A 20,735-nucleotide genomic window follows, 5' to 3' on the forward strand; every position below is an offset into this window, starting at 1 on the left:
ACAATGGGACGATTTGATGGCGTTTACGTAGCACTGGTTACCCCTTTTACAGAGGATCACGAGGTAGATTACAAGCGTCTTACCGAGCTGTGCGAATGGCTGATTCAAGAAGGGATCGATGGCTTGGTTCCGTCGGGTTCGCTCGGTGAATACGCAACGATGACAGGAGAAGAGCGGGCCAAGGTAATTAACACTGTAATCGCAGCGGCAAAAGGTCGCGTGCCTGTTGTAGTCGGTTCTGCGGCTCCTTCTACCCGTCAGGCGGTTGAGTGGGTCCAATTTTCCAAGGACGCAGGAGCAGCGGGAGTCATGGCTCTGCCGCCAATCAACTACAAGCCACTCGAAAATGAAGTATTTGCTCACTATGAAGCGCTGAATACAGTAGGTTTGCCGATTATTGCCTATAACAATCCGCATGACTACAAGATTGATTTGACACCAGACATTTTGGCTCGGTTGTCCAAAATGGAAAATATCGTAGCGGTCAAAGAGTTCACAGGAGATGTACGCCGCATACAGGATATCCTCGCTCTTTCTGATCTGGAGGTCATGGTCGGCGTAGACGACTTGGCAATGGAAGGTGCTTTGGTTGGAGCTACCGGCTGGATTTCCGGCGTACCGAATGCACTGCCAAAAGAAGGCGTGGAGCTGTTCCGTCTGGCAAGAGAAGGCAATCTGAAGGAAGCACAAGCGCTGTACCGCAGACTTCTGCCATTGTTCCACTTCGATGCGAGTCCACAGCTTGTTCAGTCGATCAAATACATGATGGAGCTGGCGAATTTCCCGGTTGGACCAACAAGACCGCCACGTCTCCCACTGTCAGAAGCATACTATGCGGATATTAAAAAGGCGTTTGACTTTGCAGTTGGTGCCACAAGCAGTCGATAAGGAGGTCAGGCGAGGATGCAAAGCAATAACTGGATCGGCGGCGAGTGGATTACACCCGCTGGCAAGGAAGTGACGGTCAAAAACCCGTCGCGTCTCACAGAGGAGGTGGGAGTGCTACGGCTATCCGACCGCTCCCACGTACTCGCTGCACAGCAGGCGGCAAGATCAGCGCAAAAGTCGTGGGCAGAGCAGACGGGTGCAACGCGTGGCGAAATATTATTTCAGATGGCCTCAGCATTGGAAAAGTATGCAGATGATCTGACTAGTCTGGCTAGCCGGGAAATGGGAAAACAAATAGGCGAAATGCGCGGGGAGGTCATGCGCGGAGTCAATTTGCTGCGCTACTACGCGGGAGAAGGGATGCGCTCCAACGGAAATTTGATTCCGTCAGCGGATACGAATGTTTTGCAATATAGCCGCCGTGTACCGCTAGGAGTCGTCGCGGTCATCACACCATGGAATTTTCCCGTTGCAATCCCGATCTGGAAAATCGCTCCGGCTCTTATTTGCGGCAACTCCGTCATTTGGAAGCCTGCTGAAAACGGCTCGCTTACAGCGACGCGATTGGCAGAGATTTTCGCTGAGACGAAGCTGCCTGCTGGGGTACTGAATCTCGTGATCGGAAAAGGGCGCGAGATTGGAAACGTCCTGACAGAAGAGGCGGATATCGATGCAGTCAGCTTTACAGGATCATCGGAAACGGGTAAACAAATCGCAGTGGCTTGTGCGGGACGCAATATCAAGTATCAGACCGAAATGGGCGGAAAAAATGCCGCAGTCGTTTTGGCAGATGCTGACTTGGATAAAACCGTACCGATTCTGTTGAGTGGAGCTTTTCGTTCAGCGGGACAAAAATGCACGGCAACGAGCCGGATTATCGTGGAGAAGGCAATCTATCAGCCTCTGGTGGAGCGATTGCAGACAGCGATGGCTTCGTGCCGGGTTGGCGAAGCCAGTGATTCTGCAGCATACCTGGGGCCAGTTGCTTCAGCGGCGCAATATGAAACGGTAAACAAATACGTTTCACTCGCAAGCGAGCAAGCACGTCTTGTGGCTGAAAGTCCAGCTGTAGATGCAGCCGATCAGGGCTACTTCATCCGCCCGATCATTGTCGAAGGAGTGGCAGCGGACCATGCCCTCGTTCAGGAGGAAGTATTTGGACCGCTTGCTGTCATGCTTGCTGCTGACAACTTTGATCAAGCGATCGAGCTGTGCAATCAGACCGTATATGGACTTAGCGCCTCGCTGTTTACGCGTGATTTGGCCAGTGCACATCGTTTCCTCGATCTCGCGCAGGCTGGAATGGTTCGCGTCAATCAGGAAACGGCAGGCGTGGAATACCAAGCTCCGTTTGGTGGGATGAAGCTGTCCAGCTCCCATACCCGGGAGCAAGGTCAGGCGGCTCTTGATTTCTACAGCGAGATCAAGACCTGCGCCATCAAATACGCCTGGTAGGCTAGGGACAACCCTGTAGAGGTGAGGATACGATGCAGATCAATCAGTTATATACGACCATTGACGCTCATACTGGTGGGGAGCCGCTGCGGATTATTACAGGGGGAATCCCGCCGCTGAAGGGCGAGACAATTTTGGAGAAGCGACGCTATTTTCGTGAGAGCCTCGATACCATCAGGCGCGTGCTCATGTATGAGCCGCGGGGACATCATGGGATGTACGGCTGCGTCATGACGGCTCCGGTTAGCCCGGATGCTGCATTCGGAGTGCTTTTTATGCACAACGAAGGCTATAGCACGATGTGTGGGCACGGAATTATCGCGGTGGTCACTGCTGCGATCGAGACCGGGATCATGCAGCCACCAGAGCCTGGCGAGAATATCGTCATTGACAGTCCGGCTGGACGAATCATTGCTCGTGCAAACGCACAAGGAACCCAAGTCAAATCTGTCTCGTTTGAAAATGTACCGTCCTTTGTTTTTGCCAAGGATGTCCATATTGAATGGGAAGAAAAAACCTTTCATGTCGACATCGCTTTTGGCGGAGCCTTTTACGCGGTCGTGCATGCTGAGGATATAGGCGTGCAGGTAGAGATCGAGCAGCTGCCAGCGCTACAGGAGTGGGGAGCCCGCATCAAGGAACAGATCGAGGCAAAGCTGCTGGTCGTACATCCATTGGAGCCAGAGCTTGTTGGAATCTATGGCGTCATTATATCGGATGAGCCGAGAAAACAAGGCTCCGATTTGCGCAACGTCACGATCTTTGCTGATAAACAAATCGATCGCTCTCCATGCGGCACAGGAACCGCTGCTCGCCTCGCTACCTTATATGCAAGAGGAAAGCTCGCGATAGGAGAGAAATTCGTCCACGAAGGAATTGTAGGCAGCCAATTTATCGGCACGGTAATGGAGACGACACAAGTAGGCGAGTACCCAGCTATCGTTCCAAGCATAGAGGGAAAAGCATTCATCACAGGCTTGCATCAATTCGTCGTTGATCCAACTGATCCGCTGTCAGAAGGATTTTTGCTTCGATAGAATGCTAGAGTGAAAAGACTGCTCGCAACGTGCGGTCTTTTCTTGTTTTAAAAAGAAAGACAGGAGAACCACTAGAGGCTGGTGAGAGAAAAAAGGAGAAAAGCGAAGGTCTTTGGGACGCCCGCCGAGGTACAATGGAAAAAGTGAAACACGAACTTAGCGTCCAACTCTGAATCTCTACGTGGGAATGTCTACTTTTGGACGCGGTTTCACTTTTGGAATGGAACCGTGCAGGAATGACCTACAGGAGGAGGCCCAAGAATCTGGAGCCTTTTCTCCTTTTTTCTCTCCTAACCAATCGCCGGACAATGAGGTTCCCTGTCACAATACTGCCACGTATTTGCACGTCTGCTTTTTTCCGACACTTCTGTTATAATGGCTTGGATAGGGTATGAATAAGGAAAAAAGGGGTTGAGATTATGCCGTACAACGCGTTGAAGGAAGCGCATGTCGGGGGCTGGGAAGTCGCGTTTGTCCTGTTGATCGTGGGCTATATCTTGTATCGTTTGGGAAAAGCAAAAGCAGGAAAAATCGTACATATGTTGCTCAGACTCATGATCGTAATCATTCTTGTTTCGGGTGCCTGGCTGCTTTTCCAGTATCATACGAGCGATTTCTACTACTATGTAAAAGGGGTACTCGCCATCGTCCTATTCGGTCTGATGGAAATGTCTTTGGGTCGTGCACGCAGAAACGAAGGCAGTATCGGATTTTTCATCGGCGCGCTCGTGGTTATGGTGCTCGTGATTTTACTCGGCTACCGAGTGTTTGTGTAAGGCTAGCTAAGCAAAGCAGAAAGGCTTTCGTAGGCAAGGTATTCTTGCAGGCGAAAGCCTTTTTTCTATGATGGACACGCGCTGAAAAGCCCAAATTGGACGATGACACAGTGCTACACCTCTACGAGCACATATGTTAGAGACGAGAGGTGACCATAAATGGCCTATCCGTCTGATAATCAGTTTGTCCCCTTTACATTAGGGGGGAGCCCATACGGAGACGTTCCTAATGACGAAAGTCCGGGTTCTGTTGATTTGGTGGGAAACGCTACTTTTCCTGGAGCGTATTTGGCGTATGACGGAACCTATTTATACTTTCGATTACGGGTCAATGAAGATCCACGAAATTCGCAAAAAAACGGTTTCCAAAATTTTGCCTGGGGATTTTTGATTAATACAAACGGAGTAGCGGGCACGTATCAATGGATGCTGGGTGTGCAAGGGCTGCGTAATCGCATTGCCTTGATTCAAAACACAATCGTGGAATTCAATTCGTGGACAGATCAGGCTGAGGGAACAAACGGCAGTGGAGCACCGAACTGGCAATTGCCGATTATCAATTTTGATACGGCACGCGTACGGCTCACCAATGACGGTTCCAATTTTAGTGGCAATCCCGATTACTTCATTGATTGCGTCGTTCCCGCTGCTGCGTTTTTTTCCACGCTATCCGTTACCTCCCTTACTTCTCTACGATTTCTGCCGTTTACGTCTACCAATGATAATAACTACAACAAGGATTCTCTACGGACCAGCGAAGGGTTCAGCTTTATCAATTCATTGAGCAATGTCAGTATGGTGTCGACGGGAGATGTTCGGGCCAGTCTAGCGCTCGACAAGCAGCTGACCACTGGACCTGGCAGTGTCATTACCGGACAGGTAGCGCAGTGGTCAGGTACGATTGCGGTTGAAAATACAGGAAAAAGTCAGGCGAATGTGGTCACGGTTCTAGACTTGCTCCAGCTTGATCAGGTTACTGCTTTTACGGTGAATACGGTGAGTAGTGGCATTGTGAGCTACAATCCGCTGACCAAAATCCTCAGCTGGACAATAGGTAATCTGCCTGCGGGATCGACAGCGAACTTGTCCTTTACGGTAAGCGGGGTATTTACGACTTCACCGAGCGGAACCCGGCGATTGAATACCGCGACAGCTTCAGGGGTGGATAGCTACTCGGGAGGAACGCTTGCCCCGGTCTCGGATACCTTGGATATCACGGTGAGCCCAGCAGGAAGCATTGCCGGAGTTGTTCTTGACCAATCCACGAATTTGCCGGTTGCAGGTGCACAGGTAGAGCTGTATGATTTGACTCCGGTCCTGATCGGTACGACAACTACAAACATAGATGGGGCTTATTCCTTTACGGGATTGGCACCTGGTGTCTATTCAGTCTCAGTCACTGCGTCCACTTATGATCCGAAAATACAATTTGTTACGGTATTAGCTGGACAGACAACGCGTGCGGATATTTTGCTACCGCAAAGTCCAGGGCAAGTGACAGGGACTGTTACGGATGCTGCCCTGTCTCCGATTGCAGGTGCACTTGTAAAACTCATCAACACGTCAGGTGTCACCGTTAGTCAAACGGTTATCGGGGCAGGGGGAGCCTATCAATTCGTGAATGTCGTGCCAGGCGCTTACACAATTGCTGTGAGCGCGGACACGTACCAGTCTGCCACGGCTGCAATCAGTGTGATTCGTGCCCAGACCACAACACAAAATGTCGTTTTACAAACGGCTCTGGCTCAGCTCTCGGGTCAGGTGACTGATCCCGGCAACATACCAATCGCAGGTGCACTCGTGGAAGTATTGAATCAGGCAGGCATTCTCCTGACGGAAACCGCGACAGACGGGGCTGGGACGTATGTGTTGAACAAGCTGGCCCAAGGCGTCTACCAGATCCGGGTCAGCGCGGCAGGTTATTCCACACAGCTGGCAGGTACCAGTCTGCAGCCAGGAGATGTCAAAGTTTTGAACTTCAGTTTGACGGCAGCATTTGGCACCGTGAGCGGAACGATTTCGGATGCGCAAACAGGAGACGACATCCCGGGTGCAAGTATCAAGGTCTTGACTCGCGAAGGTCTTCCTGTTGCAGAGACGACAACGGATGCGAACGGGGACTATTCGTTGTCCTTGCTTGGACCGGAAACTTATGTACTTGCGGTTTCGGCAGAGGGGTATGCCGGGAAAACAATCGGGTTTGATATTGCGCCAGCGACGATTACCCAAGTTAATCTTTCGTTGGATAAACTGGCGGGAGGTCTGAACGGGAGTGTCACAGACACGTCAGGGAATCCGCTTATCGGGGCAGCTGTCATCGTATCAAAGGGGACCGTGCCTGTAGCGCAGGCGATAACGGATAGTGCAGGGACTTTTTCTTTTCCTCACTTGGCACCGGGTTCTTACAGGGTTGCCGCATCGGCGCCGAACTATTCGACTTCTGTGCTCGGGACAATCATCATGCCTCAGCAGATATCTCTGCTGAATTTCACGCTGCAAGCTTCACCAGGTACTATAGCAGGTCAGGTAACAGACAGTGTGAACCAGCCGATTCAAGGTGCGGTCGTTACCGTAAGAGACAACACAGCCGCGGGTCCAGTAGTGACAACGGTACTGACAGATGGTAACGGACAGTATGCAGTTTTTGACCTGCTACCAAAAAACTACGTAGTGATCGTGTCGGCTCCAGATAAAGCAACGAGCTTAACAGGAGCATTCGTCAGTCCACTTGCCGTAACCACGGTGAATACGCAGCTTGCTGATTTGCCGGGGAGTTTGTCGGGGACAATTCTCGATGCGACAACAGGACTGCCAATCACGGGTGCTTCCGTAGAGGTCAGTGTATTGAACGGTGCCGGAGCAATCGTCGCCCAGGCGTTTAGCGATCTCGCCGGAAATTATCAGATTTCAGGCCTTTCACCTGGGGTATACACAATTACGGCAAATGCTGCTAACTATCAAACGAACAGCGCCACGGCAACCGTCGTCGCAAATACAAACACGCCTGCCTCCCTATTGCTGTTTGCAAGTCCGGGTGAGATTTATGGGCAGGTAGTCGCAGCCGGAACCCTGCAACCGATTGCCGGGGCACAAATCAATGTGCTTGATGCCAACGGTTTCGTCATCAAATCAGTCATCAGCGACAGTCAAGGGAGTTTCACGGTTATGGGGCTGGCCGGGGGACAATACATCGTCACAGCTTCAGCGACTGGCTTCCAGTCGAATCAAGCGGGGGCTATCGTACTGCCAAATGCGGCAACTCCTGTCCAGCAGCAGCTTTCCCAAGCATTCGGAGTGATCAGTGGTACGATAGGCCCTGTAGTTGCAGGTACTTCTATCCAGTTGTTCGACATCAACAACTTGTTGATTGGCTCAGTCATTGCCGATGGGAACGGGGCATTTTCATTTGACGGATTGCCTCCAGGCTCCTATGTCTTGACTGCATCCGCACCCGGTTACGCTGTGAAGTCCACCGGAGCTATCGTAGTGGCAGGACAGACCGCCAGCGTTACTATGACACTCGAGCCTAATCCGGCCAGCATTTCGGGAACGGTGCGTGACGCGAGCATGCAGCCGATTGTTAATGCCGTTGTTCGCATCATGGACTTGAATGAGACGACACGGGGCTTTGGAGCGACTGACTCATCTGGAGTCTATACGATTGGAAATCTGCCTGTCGGCTCCTTCATCTTATCAGCGAATGCCCCCGGGTTTGTCGCCGGAACGATTGGTGTCACGTTTGGGCCAGGGGAAGTCAAAACGGGGATAGATTTTACCCTCTCAGCAGATGCGGGAGGAATAAGTGGTCAGGTGACGGATGCGGCAAGTCCGGGAACGCCGATCTCAGGAGCTGTTGTGCTGATTCGTTCTGCCTTGGACGGAAATGTAGTCGCTTCCGCAAGTACAGATTCGGGTGGCAACTATCTGGTTGGAAATCTTGCCCCGGGAGCATATAACGTCACGGTCAGCGCTCCTACCTATTCCGCTCAGACTGTCGGGGTCAATGTAGCTAGTCAACAGACGACAGGAGCCAGCGTTGCCCTCCTGTTACTGCCCGCGACAATTTCTGGCAGTGTTATGAACAGCAACGGACTGCCTGTTACCGGGGGCGATATCAGCGTCAAGCTGGTCGATAGCAATCAAACGGTCATTCAAAGCTTGCTTGCGAATGAATTGGGCGGGTTTTTCTTTTCAAATGTCGCTCCGGGGGGATACACCATCCTCGCATCTGCGCCCGGCTACGGAGTAAGTAATATCGGTATTACGGTAACAGCGGGGGCGACGGCAACGACGACAGTTACGTTGGCTGATTTGCCTGCAGCTATCTCTGGTCAAGTGACGAATCAGGTGACAGGCCTTGGCGTTCCTGGAAGCAGTGTGTTGATAACAGACGCGCAAGGTATACTGCTTTCTATGCTTCTTACTGATGATCAAGGTGTTTTTCTCGCTGAAAAACTTCCTCCGGGCGTGGTAAACGTGACGGTAACCGCCCTGAATTTCTCATCCGCATCGCAGTCCGTCATTTTGTCAGGAGGGCAAACAGCGAATTTCCAGCAGGCGCTTATCCCGAGTCCCGGCAGCTTGTCAGGGACTGTTATTGATCTTGAAACAGGCTTGCCGATCATTGGAGCCACCGTCATCGTCTACGATAGTACACGAGCACCTGTTGCCACAGTTTTGACGGACGCCACGGGAAGCTATTTCATAAATAGGCTGGCCCAGGGAGGATACACCGTAAATGTACATGCTTCTGGTTATGCGAGCGAAGCTGCCGGGGCAATTATACAGGCTGGTGGTGCTTCTACATTAAGCTTTGCGCTTCAGGGATTGCCTGGCGCCATAGCGGGAATTGTTCGAGAACAAGATTCGGGCATGCCGATAGCAGGCGCTACCATTACCGTTCGCCAAGGGAGTCCGTCGGGGACGATCCTGGCTATTCTGCTCGCTGATGCACAAGGGCAATACGTGGAAAGCGGTCTTTCGGCAGGCAGCTATACACTGATTGCCAATGCTGCGGGGTATGCTGCTGAATCGTCGACTGTTCCGGTTGTACAGGGCTCACTGACAGGTCTCGACTTCTCCTTGCCGAGCTTGCCGGCGGGTGTGACGGGCCAAATCAGCGACGCCATGCTGGCAACGCCTCTTGCAAACACACTCGTCCGTCTGCTGGACAATAACAATACGATTCTTTTTTCTACCCAGACCGACGCGCAAGGCATGTACCTGATCTATGGCTTTGTGGCAGGGACCTATACGATATTGGCTCGAAATGAAAACTATCAACGGAGTAATGTCTCTTTTGGTGTAGCTGCCGGTGGAACGGCTACAGTCGACATCCCTCTTGATCCGAACCCGGGTGTCTTGCAGGGTACCGTCAGGGATAGTTTGGATGGGACGCCTCTGGTAGGTGCGGAAGTACTCATCTTTTTCCCTTCGACAAACAATTTGTTGGCCAGGGCGATTACGGACGGACTTGGTCAATTTGTCATTGATGGCTTGGCTCCCCTGACGTATACACTGACGATCAGTGCGCAGGGCTACGCCACCTCACCCGTCGGAGCGACGATCTTTTCGGGACAGACAACGGCTATTGATGTGGGGCTGTCACCGTTCCCGGCTACTATCACGGGGCAGGTTCAGGCAGCAGGCGGTGCAGTCGTGTCTAATGCGATTGTCCAGGTGAAGGATGCTCACGGTACTTTGTTTGGGAGTGCGGTTACGGATGATCTGGGTAATTTTTCTGTAGGCAATCTCCCGCCTGGAACGTACATCATCAGCGCGAGTCAGGAAAGCTACGCCAATGCGATGCAGAGCATTACTGTTACAGCAGGGCAGACGATAAGCGGAGTCATTCTGACGATGGGGGCACTGCCCGGCTATATTTCAGGACAGGTGACCAATCAGCTGACAGGACTTCCGATCTCGGGAGCAGCTGTTTCCGTGCAAATCTTTTCGAATGGCATGTTTATTGCCAATACGGTAACAGATCAGGCAGGAAATTTTCTGGTAACCGGTCTGGTCCAAGGGTTGTACAATGTTGTGGCGAGTGCGAATGGCTTCGGTACCCAGTACAGCACTGTTTCAGTAATCGGGGGACAGACGGCAACAGCGTCAATCGGTCTTTTGCCGATCGTCGGAGATATTTCCGGAATCGTTCTGCTGCCGGATGGTACGCAAGCAGTGGGCAACAACATTCAATTATCGTTATTTAATGCAGACCAAGTGCGCTTGCAGAATATTTTGGCGCAGCCGGATGGGACCTTCCGATTCGTAAACGTAGCGCCAGGCACGTATACCGCGGTAGGGACGATACCCGGGATTGGCACTGGTCAAGTAGAGCTGGTCGTAAACCCGAACCAAACCACCGGAATCATCATACGGCTCTCCCAGACTGGCCGAATCCAAGGAACAGTCCGTTCAGGATTGACGGGACTTCCGGTTGCTGGAGCTCTTGTGTACGTACAGTCATTGAATCAGCCTGTGAGAATCTTAGCGACTGTCCAATCTGACAATCTGGGACGCTACGTGGCAGCCAATCTGGAGCCAGGCAATTATCTGGTTGTGGCAAGAGCATTGGGAATTGGCGAGGGGATGGGAACTGTCACAGTAGGGGTAGGGGAGATCATAACTCTCGATCTGGTACTAAATCCTGCAGTGCGAACAGGTTGCCTGAGTATCAGACGATGTGCCAACGTTTTGTTCACGCCATTTTAATATTTTGGAGGAGTATTCCACTTTAAATAAAAACAATGGCGGAATGCTCCTTTTTTGATATAATAGCTGTAGAAATACAGCTTTTTTGTTTCGTGTACTGAAAACAGATTATATCAGTCTTTTCTACCCAAGGGGGAGAATATGACAGGACACCAAGAGGAGCTGTCCATTCTGGGGACAGCAACCATTCTTAAGGCAAATACGCTATTGCAAATACAGAGTCTTATGCCATCGTTTACCAAATCGGAGCAAAAAGTCGCTAGTATCGTCTTGCAGCATACAGACAGCGTCATCTACTCGTCCGTTATTGATTTGGCGGAAAAGGCAGGAGTTGGCGAGACGACTGTGCTCAGGTTTTGCCGGAAGATTGGATTTCGCGGATATCAGGAGTTCAAGCTGGCGCTCGCGCAGGAGCTGGTTACACCAGCCAAAAACCTGCACGGAGAAGTAGGCGAACACGATACCCCGGACATCATTGCCCAAAAAGTAACGGTAACCAATCAACAGGCGATAAGCAATACGTCCGCCTTGCTTGACATGGAGCAAATCGAGCGCTGTGTGGAGCTTTTGCAAAAAGCGGGCACGATTCATTTTTACGGAGTGGGCACTTCGGCAGTAACGGCGCAGGATGCCAAATACGCGTTTATGCGGATCGGTCTTCGGGTAGACGCTATGAGTGAGTCTCATTTGCAGGCGATGGCAGCAGCGACACTTGGCCCCGGGGATGTAGCGATCGGCGTGTCCGTATCGGGAAGCACCAAGGATACGATTGATTCGCTTAAAGTAGCCAAACAGGCAGGTGCTACCACCGTTTGCATGACGCACTACCGTCGCTCGCCGATTACGAATGTGGCGGATATTACTCTGCTCACTGCGGCACAGGAAGGACCGCTACAGGGCGGCTCACTGGCGGCAAAAATTGCACAGCTCCATGTGCTGGATGTCATCTGCACGACACTGGCCATGCGCAACAAGGAAAAAGCGCTTCTGTACAAGGAACGAACAGCAAAGGCCGTAATGGAGAGAAAATATTAACTGAGGTGAGATGAGTTGAAGCTCGTTATCGTAGGGGATTATCGGGAGCTCGGCAAAAAGGCGGCAGAACTGGTCGCCTATGAGGTAAAAAGCAACCCGAAAGCAGTATTAGGCTTGGCTACAGGTGGTACGCCTGTGGGTATGTACCGGGAGCTGATCAAGATGCACCAGGAGGAAGGCATCGATTTCTCGCAGGCGAGCAGCTTTAATCTTGATGAATATGTCGGGCTATCTGCCGAGCATCCACAAAGCTACCGCGCGTATATGCAGGAAAACTTGTTCGATCATATCAACCTGCCTGTAGATAAAACGCACGTCCCGGCGGGGGATGCTCCTGACCTTGAGCAAGCATGCGAGCGCTATGAAGAAGCCATTCGTCAGGCAGGCGGAGTAGACATTCAAGTGCTGGGGATTGGCAACAATGGGCATATCGGCTTCAATGAGCCTGGCTCTTCTGTGGATTCGACGACAAGAGTGGTGCAGCTGACCGAGAGCACGATCGAAGCAAACGCCCGCTATTTTGCCAGCATAGAGGAAGTGCCTACACAAGCAGTTTCGATGGGGATCAAGACGATTCTCCGTGCCAAAAAAGTCGTTCTTCTCGCGAGTGGTGAGGCAAAAGCAGAGGCAGTACGACTGATGCTAGAGGGTGAGGCGACAGCGGATGTGCCGGCTTCCTTGCTTCAGCTTCATCCAGATGTGACGGTGATTGTAGATGAGGCAGCAGCAAGTCAATTAACAGTTGCAGCAGCAAGTAGCGAAGACAAGCGGTAGCCGTATGGCGCCGCTTGTTTCTTTTGTTGTTCACCAATCTGTTCCGAATATACCGTAGTTGCTTATGCTATACTGGGAATGGTGAAGACAGGATAACCAGATTTTTCAAAGGAGCTGATTTTCAAATGAGCACGAACGAAGCGTTGCTTACATTAGAAGGTTGGTATACGTATCATAATTTCCGCACCATCAATTGGGAAAAGTGGAAAGCAGCTTCTGCACAGGAGCGTCAAGAAGCGTTGGACGAGCTGAATGCTTTGATCCGTACTTGGGATGCGAATGAAGCAGAAGGACAAGGAAGCACCGCTGTGTACTCCATTTTGGGACACAAGGCTGATCTGGTCTTCATGTTTTTGCGAGAGACTATGCAAGAGCTGGATGAGATCAAAACGGCATTTAATAAAACACGCTTTGCTGCTTATACAGAAGCACCGTATTCCTATGTGTCTGTAGTTGAGCTGAGCAACTATGTACATAACCCTGGTGAAGATCCAAAGGCGAACCCACATGTGCGTGACCGTCTCTATCCAATCTTGCCAAAATGGGAGCACATTTGCTTCTATCCGATGAACAAAAAGCGTGATCTGCAAGACAACTGGTACATGCTGAGCATGCAGGAGCGTCAGGAAATGATGCGCTCCCACGGTTTGATCGGCCGCTCCTATGCTGGTCGCGTGAAGCAAATCATCGGTGGCTCTGTGGGCTTCGACGATTGGGAATGGGGCGTCACACTGTTTGCCAACGATCCGCTGGAATTCAAGCACATCGTGTACGAAATGCGCTTTGATGAAGTAAGTGCGCGCTTCGGCGAATTCGGCAACTTCCTCGTGGGTAACGTGCTGAACGTGGAAACGCTGGCCAAAAAGCTGGAAGTATAAGATTCGAGAGCAAGGAAAAAAGATCTGCCAGGCGAGACATTGGCCTGAAAGCAGATCTTTTTTTGCCTTAATTTCCATATTAATGGTAAAATGGGTCGAGCGTGTAAATCGAAGGGAGTGGTTTTTACCGTGATAAAACGGAAACAATCATGGGGAGTGGCGATGGGAGTGTCTACCTCCATTTTGCTGACATCCGTACTCACCACGATTGGTATGAGTGGAGGAGCACAGGTCACGTATGCAGCGCAGCAACAAGACAAAAGCATCTCACAGGAGGAAGCGATCCAGGCAGCCAAGAAATGGGTCACCATCCCTGCAGATTATAAACTGGAGCGAGCTAGCTTTCTGGATGCCAAACGCGATCCATTTAGCGGGACGTCGTCTTGGCGACTCGCTTGGGAAGACACAAAGTCGAACCGAATCATGGTTACAATCGATGCTGTTTCCGGTAAATTACTGCAATATTCCAACTATCGGGACGGTGCTATTGCTGGAGCATCGCAAAACAAGCTGTCAGAAGAACAGGCGCAAAAAATAGCGGAGGAGTTTTTGCAACGGGTCACTACTTCGGAAGAGCGACAAAAATTGTCCAAGCCAAATGAATACGGACCGCTGTACCCCTATTTTAATCAGCTGCAACCCACACATCACCTATCTTTTACCCGGATCGAAAACGAGATTCCTTTTCTGGAGAACGGTTTTCAAATTACGATCGGTGAAGATGGACAACTCATGTCCTTCTCACGGGAATGGTACGAAGGCAAGCTTCCTGCGTCTACACCGGTGATTTCTGCTGAAGAAGGACAAAAGCTTTTAGCTGAGCAGGCGAAGCCTTCTCTCGTATTCGCGAATCAGGCAAGTGTTCTAAGAAGAGGAGAGCCGGGCTCTGATCCGTATATGCTGATATATCGTTTTGATGAAAATGATCCGCAGTTTGTAGATGCGATAAGCGGCAAGGTCATTAATGCGGTAGGCACCGAGGCTGTGGAAAGAAAGATCCAGCCACTCGGAACTGCTGTTGCAAAGAATAAAGGAGAAGAGCGCATCATTACCAAAGAAGAGGCGCAAAAGATTGCTGAGCAAATCATCAAAAAGTTCCCGGGCAGCTATCGCTTTGAAGGAAGCTATGGCAGTGGCTCCAGCTCAAGTGGGGATGGCATTCGAAGACAGAACTGGGATTTTTCCTTTACTCCACTCCAAGGGAAGACGGATTCGGAGGAGCGCGTGGAGCTCACGATCGGTGACCGTGGTGAATTGAAGGGATACGAAGCAAGAGAAGGGGCTCGATTTAGGGAGCGGGGGCGCAAATTCACAACCGTTGTACCATGGAGCAAGGCAGAGGCAAGCGCGATCCAGCTCGTGAAAATGCTCTATGCTGACCGATTGGGAGAAATGTACCTCTTGCCGTCACCATCGGCAGAAGAGCAGAAGCAGCTGATAGAGAGTGGAGAATCGTACGGTGTCCGTTTTGGTTGGTTAAAGGATGGGGTCGAAATTCAAAGCATGTATACAGAGGTTATCGTTGATCCTGAGACAGGGGAAGCAGAAGGACTGAGAGCTGCTTGGGACGAATTGCCTGTAAACGCCACTGAAAAATCAACCAAAGCAACCGTCGACCATACGAAAGCCAACCAAATCATGCAAAAGCAAAAAGAGTTCATGCTTACTTATTACCAACCACAATTTAGCGGCTATGTGTTCCCCTCCCAGCCAAAGGAGCCACTCCTCGTCTATCGCTACGTAGGAGATGATGGTGTAGTGGACGCGGTGTTAGGACAGTGGGTTAGCTATGCAGAGGCAGAAAAAAATCGGCAACCGCAAGACATTGGCGAGCATCCACAAAAAGCAGCGCTGGAATTCGCAGTACGTATGGACCTACTTACGGCCAAGGATGGAAAGCTGGAGCCGGACAAAGAATTGACACGCGGGGAAATGGCCCAAATTTTGACGCGATTGACAAATCGTTATGAATTCCGGAACTTAGGCATGTTTTATGAGGACCAAGAGGATCAGACTTATCAGTTTACCGATGTAGATACGAAGAACACCTACTATCCAGCGATTCAAAAAGCAATTCAATACCGCATCATCGCCAAGGAAGGCAAGACGTTCAACCCTGATCGCGCCATTACGCGGATAGAAGCAGCAGAAATGCTTGCTCGTTTGCTTGGCTACGGAAGCCTGTTAGAGAAGACAGACATATTCGTCACGCCTTACACGGACTTGCAGAAAAAACAGGTTCCGGCAGTAGCGCTGGTGAACGCACAAGGAATCTTGGCGGGTAAATCACCAACTGCCTTTAGCCCGAACGAGTCACTGACGCGAGCAGAGGTAGCACAGCTGGTTCAAACTTTATATGAACAAACGCAAAAGAAATAGAGCTTGATACGAAGGGCGGCCTCAAAAGTCGGAGTGTATGACTTTTGACAGGTCGCCCCTTTCTTTGTCTACAGCTTGAGCTTTTCTTCCATCGTTTCTATGAATTTTTGGACGGCAAAAGAAAGATATTTATCGGCGCGATAAACCATTCCGATTTCCCGGGTAGGTGGGTGATCATTGACGGGAACAATTCGCAGACCCGGGTCATGAATGGATTTGGACAAGGGAAGAGGCTGGAGGGTAGCTCCGATATTTTCCTTTACAAACCCGAATAGCGAGGGTCCTGTTGTCGTTTCTATGACTGTATTAAGGTGAAGGCCATGCTGCTGGCAGTGGTCATCCAATAGTCTTCGGCTAAGAAATTGCTTCGGGTAAATGATCATGGGCAGGTCTTGCAATTGGGTCAAGGCTACAGAATCATAGTGAGCCAGCTCATGCCTTGCGGATACTACCAATACGTACTCTTCACGATAAAGCGGGATACTCACGAGACGACTGTCCGGAGCCATGAGGAGTGTAATCCCTACGTCGACTTCATTCTCAAGCACCTGCTTTGTAATTTCGATTGTAGAGGCAGACAGGCTCAAGCGGATGCTCGGAAAGCGCTGGTAAAAATCGATAAACAAGGGGGTTAGGCGGTAGTCGAGCTCTGCCGGTAACACACCGACAGATACCGTACCTCCCCGATAGCTGCGCAGATTCTCAATCTCGTGGAAGGCATTTTCGAGATTTTGAAACATGTCTCGGCAATGCTTGAGCAGGATCATGCCTGCTTCGGTCAGCGCGATACGTTTACCCATACGATCAAATAACAGAGTGCCCAATTCTTGCAAGAGCAGCCCTCATGGTAATTGCTCTGTTCTTGGCTTCGCTTAACATACGTCCGGCGATCAATTCCATTTCTCCGCTGCTCGAGATGATCAGGAGCAGCCTGGGAATCAGTGGGTCAGTCGCCAGCTTGCTTACCGCAATTCCGGTTTTGTGTATGGGTGTTTTTTCGCCGATTGCCGCTAAATTTGGTGGTCGATACGGAATCGAAAACGTAATGTTTGGAGCGTTGATGCTGATCGGCTTGGGTACGTTTATGCGTCTGTTTACGAGCTCGACAGCCTTTTTACTTTGTACTGCCTTTTTGACTGGCTTAGGCATTGCTGTGATGGGACCGCTGCTTTCTGGCTTTATCAAGCAACGCTTTCCTGATCAGGTGGCCCGGATGATTAGCGTGTATTCGGCGGCCATGACGATGGGCGCAGCCCTTGCTTCTGGTTTAGCGGCACCCTTGCAAAGCGGGATGCATTCGTGGCGGGCAGCCCTTGCAATTTGGTCCGTTTTGGTAGTCGTGGCAGTTCCGGTTTGGTGGCATTTCGTTATGCGTCGGGGCGGACGATCAGAGAGCAGAGCTTCAGTGCAGCAAACGGCAGCTCTTCCGTGGAGAAATCCAAAGGCGTGGCTGTTTATTTTGTCATTTGGCCTGTCAGGTATCATCTTTTTTTCCATTACAGCCTGGCTGCCTCCGATCATACAAAGCCTCGGTTACAGCAAGGCTTATGCAGGAAACGCCTTAACCATTTTGGCAGTTGTACAAATCCCTGCCAATTTGCTGCTTCCTTTCCTGATCAAACGGTACCCGTCACGCCTATTTTTGCTGCTGCTTTTTTCCTGCGTGGAGCTAATAGGATTTGTCATGATATATTTTGCGTTTCAACCATTGCTTGCTTCTGGTTTTTTGGGTGTAGGCGCGGCAATTATTTTCTCACTCAATTTGCTGCTCCCCATGGATGCAACTAGCGGTGTAGCAGAAGCAGCGTCCTGGTCCGCAATGATTCAGGCTGTCAGTTATGTCATGAGTGCAACAGGTCCGATCATGCTCGGCTGGATTCATGATGCAGCAGGAAACTTTTTAGTCGCTGTCATTGGACTGATCGTGATAAACTTGGTAGCTATGGTTGTTCAGTTTTTTGCCGTCTCCGTAAAAAAGACGCAAAAAATGGATGTGGCAGCGTGACGCAAAAGGGGCAGGAAAAGTCTTATGGACGGGAGCTTCTGTTTGTGACCCAATCATTTTTAGGGTAAGATTTAGGAAAGAGGAGGTGCTTCGGATGAAAAGTATCAAACCGGGTCGCGGACCGTCTGCGATGGGGGCTGCTGGAAGCCTGGGCATGGTCGTGTTCGGGATTTTTTGGACGATCATGGCGTTTGCCATAACGAGAGATGCTCCATTTCCGTTTGTCGGAACGATTTTTCCGTTGTTTGGAATTATCTTTGTGGCAATTGGCATTTTCCAGACGATTTACCATTACAAGAACGCGACCTCCAAGGAAAGAATGTCCTTGTTTGATATTACGGAATCCAATGAAGAAGGCGATCCCCTAAACCGTAGATTCGGACAACAATCAGCGGGTGTGAATCAACAGACAGACGAAACTACTGGACAGAAGGCTTTTTGTCCATACTGCGGAGAGCGAGTAAAAACGGAGTATCAATATTGCCCGAGCTGTGGCAAAACATTGTAAATCCGCTTTAGTAGCATGGAGGGGAACACGACTGAATTGGCTCAAGCTTAAAATTGGTTATCGAACACTAAAAACAGCGATCGGAACAGCGATTTCGATCCTACTAGCCCAGCAGCTGGACCTGATGTTCCCTGCCTCAGCTGGTATTATTACGATCCTGTGCATTCAGGTGACGGTTAAGCAATCGTTTCGAACCGCGTGGAATCGGATATTGGCAAGCTTTTTGGGATTGGCAATCGGGATAGCCTTGTTCCTGGTCCTTGGCTTTACGCCTCTCGCCATTTTGATCGAAATCCTGATTTTCATGCCGCTGGCTGTGCGCTTTAAAATTCAGGAAGGCTTCGTCACCAGCATCGTTGTGCTTATGCATTTGTATTCGACGCAAAGAATGGATGCAGCGCTGATCGCAAACGAAGTGGCGCTACTTGTCGTAGGTGTCGGTGTCGCGTTGGTCGTAAATTTGTACATGCCCAGTCTGGATAAAGAGCTGCAAGCCATGCAGGGACAAGTGGAAAAGCTGTTTATAAAAATTTTGCGGGAGTTTTGCTATTATTTGCGCCACGGTGAAAGTGACTGGGACGGGAGGGAAATGATCGAGGCTCCCGGGCTTTTGGAAAAAGCAATCCGTCTGGCATCGCGTGATGTCGACAATCGCTTGGGGCGCCGCGATGATTCGTACTACCAGTACTTTATCATGCGTGAAAAACAGTTTGAGCTTTTGGAGCGGATGATGCCGATTGTGTCCTCGCTCAATACGCAGGTTCCGCAAGGGCATCACATGGCTGATTTTCTCGAACGGATCAGTGATTCCGTGCATCCTGGCAATACGGCCTACCGCTTTATCGATCAGCTACGGGACATGCGCAAGGAGATCAAGGAAACAGACCTGCCGCGTACACGTGAAGAGTTTGAAACAAGGGCGTCCTTGTTTTATTTGCTGAGAGAGATCGAGCGCTATTTGTTTATCAAGCATGAGCTGGGCAAAAGCAGCGATGAAAAAACAGGGAAAAAGCAGCCGAAGACAGCCAAGAGCTAGGAAAAGCTGCACATGCACGTTATGAAAAAGCGACCATGGCGCTATGCCGAAAGGTCGCTTTTTGTTGCTCTCTTTGTTTTGCAGACAAGAAAGAGGTGCATACAGCATCCAAAACTGCATAATAACTCTTTGTCAGCTTTTTTGAATCTACAAAGGAACTCTCCAAAACAGCCGATAGGAACAGGAAAAGCTGGTGAGAGGAAACCGGAGAAATAAGCGTCAGATCTTTGGAACACCGACCAATTCGCTTTTTTCATGGAGACGTCCAGTGAATCTTCCCAGCTAGTGTTCCAAGAAGCTGGAGCGTTTTCTCCGGTTTCTTCTCCTCGCCAATAGCCCGACCATCCCCTGTTTTTTCCCCCGTAATTCCAAACTTATTTCCGATCAGCATATTTTTAATGAACGAATAAATAAAAACTTTCTTGCATATCTGAAAAAATGTAATTATAATTTAAATCAGAAAACTTTTCCGACTATTGGAAAAACAGCAAGTCATCCCGTGGCGAAGAGATAGGGGGATAGCAGGATGATTCAGGTTAAACAGCTTGTGAAATCTTTTGGGTCTTTAACCGTGCTAAAAGGTGTGACACTTGAAGTAAAAGAACAAGAAGTGGTGGTACTGCTCGGGGCGAGCGGTTCCGGGAAAAGTACACTGCTTAGATGTTTGAATTTTCTGGAAGTATACAACGAAGGTGAGATTTGGGTAGGTGGCAAACAGATTGACCCGAACAAGACAAACTTGAACCACTTCCGCGAAGAGGTGGGCATGGTCTTTCAGCATTTCAACCTGTTCCCGCATAAAACGGCATTGGAAAACGTCATCGAGGCCCCGATTCACGTCAAAAAGATGAATCCGGCAGAAGCGAAAGCGCTCGGGCTCGAATTATTGAAAAAAGTAAATTTGCAGGACAAAGCAGATGTTTATCCGGATATGCTCTCTGGCGGACAAAAGCAACGGGTAGCGATAGCCAGAGCGCTTGCGATGAAACCAAAAATATTGTTGTTCGATGAGCCTACCTCCGCGCTCGACCCCGAGCTAGTTGGAGAGGTGCTGCAAGTAATGAAGCAGCTTGCTCAGGAAGGGATGACCATGATCGTTGTGACTCACGAAATGGGCTTTGCGCGTGAGGTTGCCGATCGGGCGGTGTTCATGGACAACGGCGTTATTTTGGAGCAAGGGCCACCCAAAACCTTCTTTGAAAACCCGCAAAACGAGCGGACAAAGCAATTTTTGGGAAGCATTCGCTAAA

The 20,735-nt window shown here is 50.3% G+C and carries 14 protein-coding genes; 13 read left to right on the forward strand and 1 reads right to left on the reverse strand.

Going from position 1 to position 20,735, the window contains the following annotated elements; translation table 11 throughout:
- Positions 1 to 3: 3 nt before the first annotated feature.
- From SB752_RS27075 to SB752_RS27115, 9 genes are all read left to right on the forward strand, one after another.
- Positions 4 to 888: a dihydrodipicolinate synthase family protein gene (locus SB752_RS27075; protein ID WP_410718569.1), complete on the forward strand. Its 885-nt coding sequence runs from the start codon at positions 4 to 6 to the stop codon at positions 886 to 888.
- Positions 889 to 903: 15 nt separating this feature from the next.
- The gene (locus SB752_RS27080) at positions 904 to 2,343 is read left to right on the forward strand and encodes an aldehyde dehydrogenase family protein (protein ID WP_410718570.1); all 1,440 of its coding nucleotides are present in this window, start codon (positions 904 to 906) and stop codon (positions 2,341 to 2,343) included.
- 32 nt (positions 2,344 to 2,375) lie between these two features.
- Positions 2,376 to 3,380 (forward strand): proline racemase family protein, encoded by a 1,005-nt coding sequence (locus SB752_RS27085; protein ID WP_410718571.1) that lies wholly within the window; start codon positions 2,376 to 2,378, stop codon positions 3,378 to 3,380.
- A 419-nt stretch (positions 3,381 to 3,799) separates the two neighbouring features.
- Positions 3,800 to 4,156, forward strand: coding sequence for a YisL family protein (locus tag SB752_RS27090; protein ID WP_410718572.1), 357 nt, complete (start codon positions 3,800 to 3,802; stop codon positions 4,154 to 4,156).
- Between the two features lie 159 nt (positions 4,157 to 4,315).
- Positions 4,316 to 10,870 carry a carboxypeptidase regulatory-like domain-containing protein gene (locus SB752_RS27095; protein ID WP_410718573.1) on the forward strand — a complete coding sequence of 2,185 codons (6,555 nt, stop codon included), beginning with the start codon at positions 4,316 to 4,318 and terminating at the stop codon, positions 10,868 to 10,870.
- Between the two features lie 141 nt (positions 10,871 to 11,011).
- Positions 11,012 to 11,905 (forward strand): MurR/RpiR family transcriptional regulator, encoded by an 894-nt coding sequence (locus SB752_RS27100; protein ID WP_410718574.1) that lies wholly within the window; start codon positions 11,012 to 11,014, stop codon positions 11,903 to 11,905.
- Between the two features lie 15 nt (positions 11,906 to 11,920).
- A complete protein-coding gene (nagB, locus tag SB752_RS27105; RefSeq protein ID WP_410718575.1) occupies positions 11,921 to 12,679 on the forward strand; it encodes a glucosamine-6-phosphate deaminase in 759 nt (252 codons plus the stop codon).
- A gap of 125 nt (positions 12,680 to 12,804) precedes the next feature.
- The gene (hemQ, locus tag SB752_RS27110) at positions 12,805 to 13,557 is read left to right on the forward strand and encodes a hydrogen peroxide-dependent heme synthase (RefSeq protein WP_410718576.1); all 753 of its coding nucleotides are present in this window, start codon (positions 12,805 to 12,807) and stop codon (positions 13,555 to 13,557) included.
- A 129-nt stretch (positions 13,558 to 13,686) separates the two neighbouring features.
- Positions 13,687 to 15,936, forward strand: coding sequence for a YcdB/YcdC domain-containing protein (locus SB752_RS27115; protein ID WP_410718577.1), 2,250 nt, complete (start codon positions 13,687 to 13,689; stop codon positions 15,934 to 15,936).
- A 68-nt stretch (positions 15,937 to 16,004) separates the two neighbouring features.
- Here SB752_RS27115 and SB752_RS27120 read toward each other — a convergent pair whose 3' ends face one another.
- Entirely contained in the window at positions 16,005 to 16,769 is a 765-nt protein-coding gene (locus SB752_RS27120) for a LysR family transcriptional regulator substrate-binding protein (RefSeq protein WP_410718578.1), read from the reverse strand.
- 11 nt (positions 16,770 to 16,780) lie between these two features.
- Here SB752_RS27120 and SB752_RS27125 point away from each other — a divergent pair, with 11 nt between their 5' ends.
- The 4 genes from SB752_RS27125 to SB752_RS27140 all read left to right on the forward strand — a co-directional run bounded on the left by SB752_RS27125 (position 16,781) and on the right by SB752_RS27140 (position 20,734).
- Positions 16,781 to 17,941 carry an MFS transporter gene (locus tag SB752_RS27125; RefSeq protein WP_410718579.1) on the forward strand — a complete coding sequence of 387 codons (1,161 nt, stop codon included), beginning with the start codon at positions 16,781 to 16,783 and terminating at the stop codon, positions 17,939 to 17,941.
- Positions 17,942 to 18,035: 94 nt separating this feature from the next.
- On the forward strand, positions 18,036 to 18,449 hold the full coding sequence (locus tag SB752_RS27130; protein ID WP_410718580.1) for a zinc ribbon domain-containing protein: 414 nt from the start codon (positions 18,036 to 18,038) through the stop codon (positions 18,447 to 18,449).
- Entirely contained in the window at positions 18,433 to 19,485 is a 1,053-nt protein-coding gene (locus SB752_RS27135; RefSeq protein ID WP_410718581.1) for an aromatic acid exporter family protein, read from the forward strand. The genes SB752_RS27130 and SB752_RS27135 overlap by 17 nt, the downstream gene beginning before the upstream one ends.
- Positions 19,486 to 20,011: 526 nt before the next feature.
- A complete protein-coding gene (locus SB752_RS27140) occupies positions 20,012 to 20,734 on the forward strand; it encodes an amino acid ABC transporter ATP-binding protein (RefSeq protein WP_410718582.1) in 723 nt (240 codons plus the stop codon).
- Position 20,735: the final 1 nt, after the last annotated feature.

It is taken from the genome of Brevibacillus sp. SIMBA_040 (genome assembly GCF_046535075.1).
Taxonomy (GTDB): domain Bacteria; phylum Bacillota; class Bacilli; order Brevibacillales; family Brevibacillaceae; genus Brevibacillus.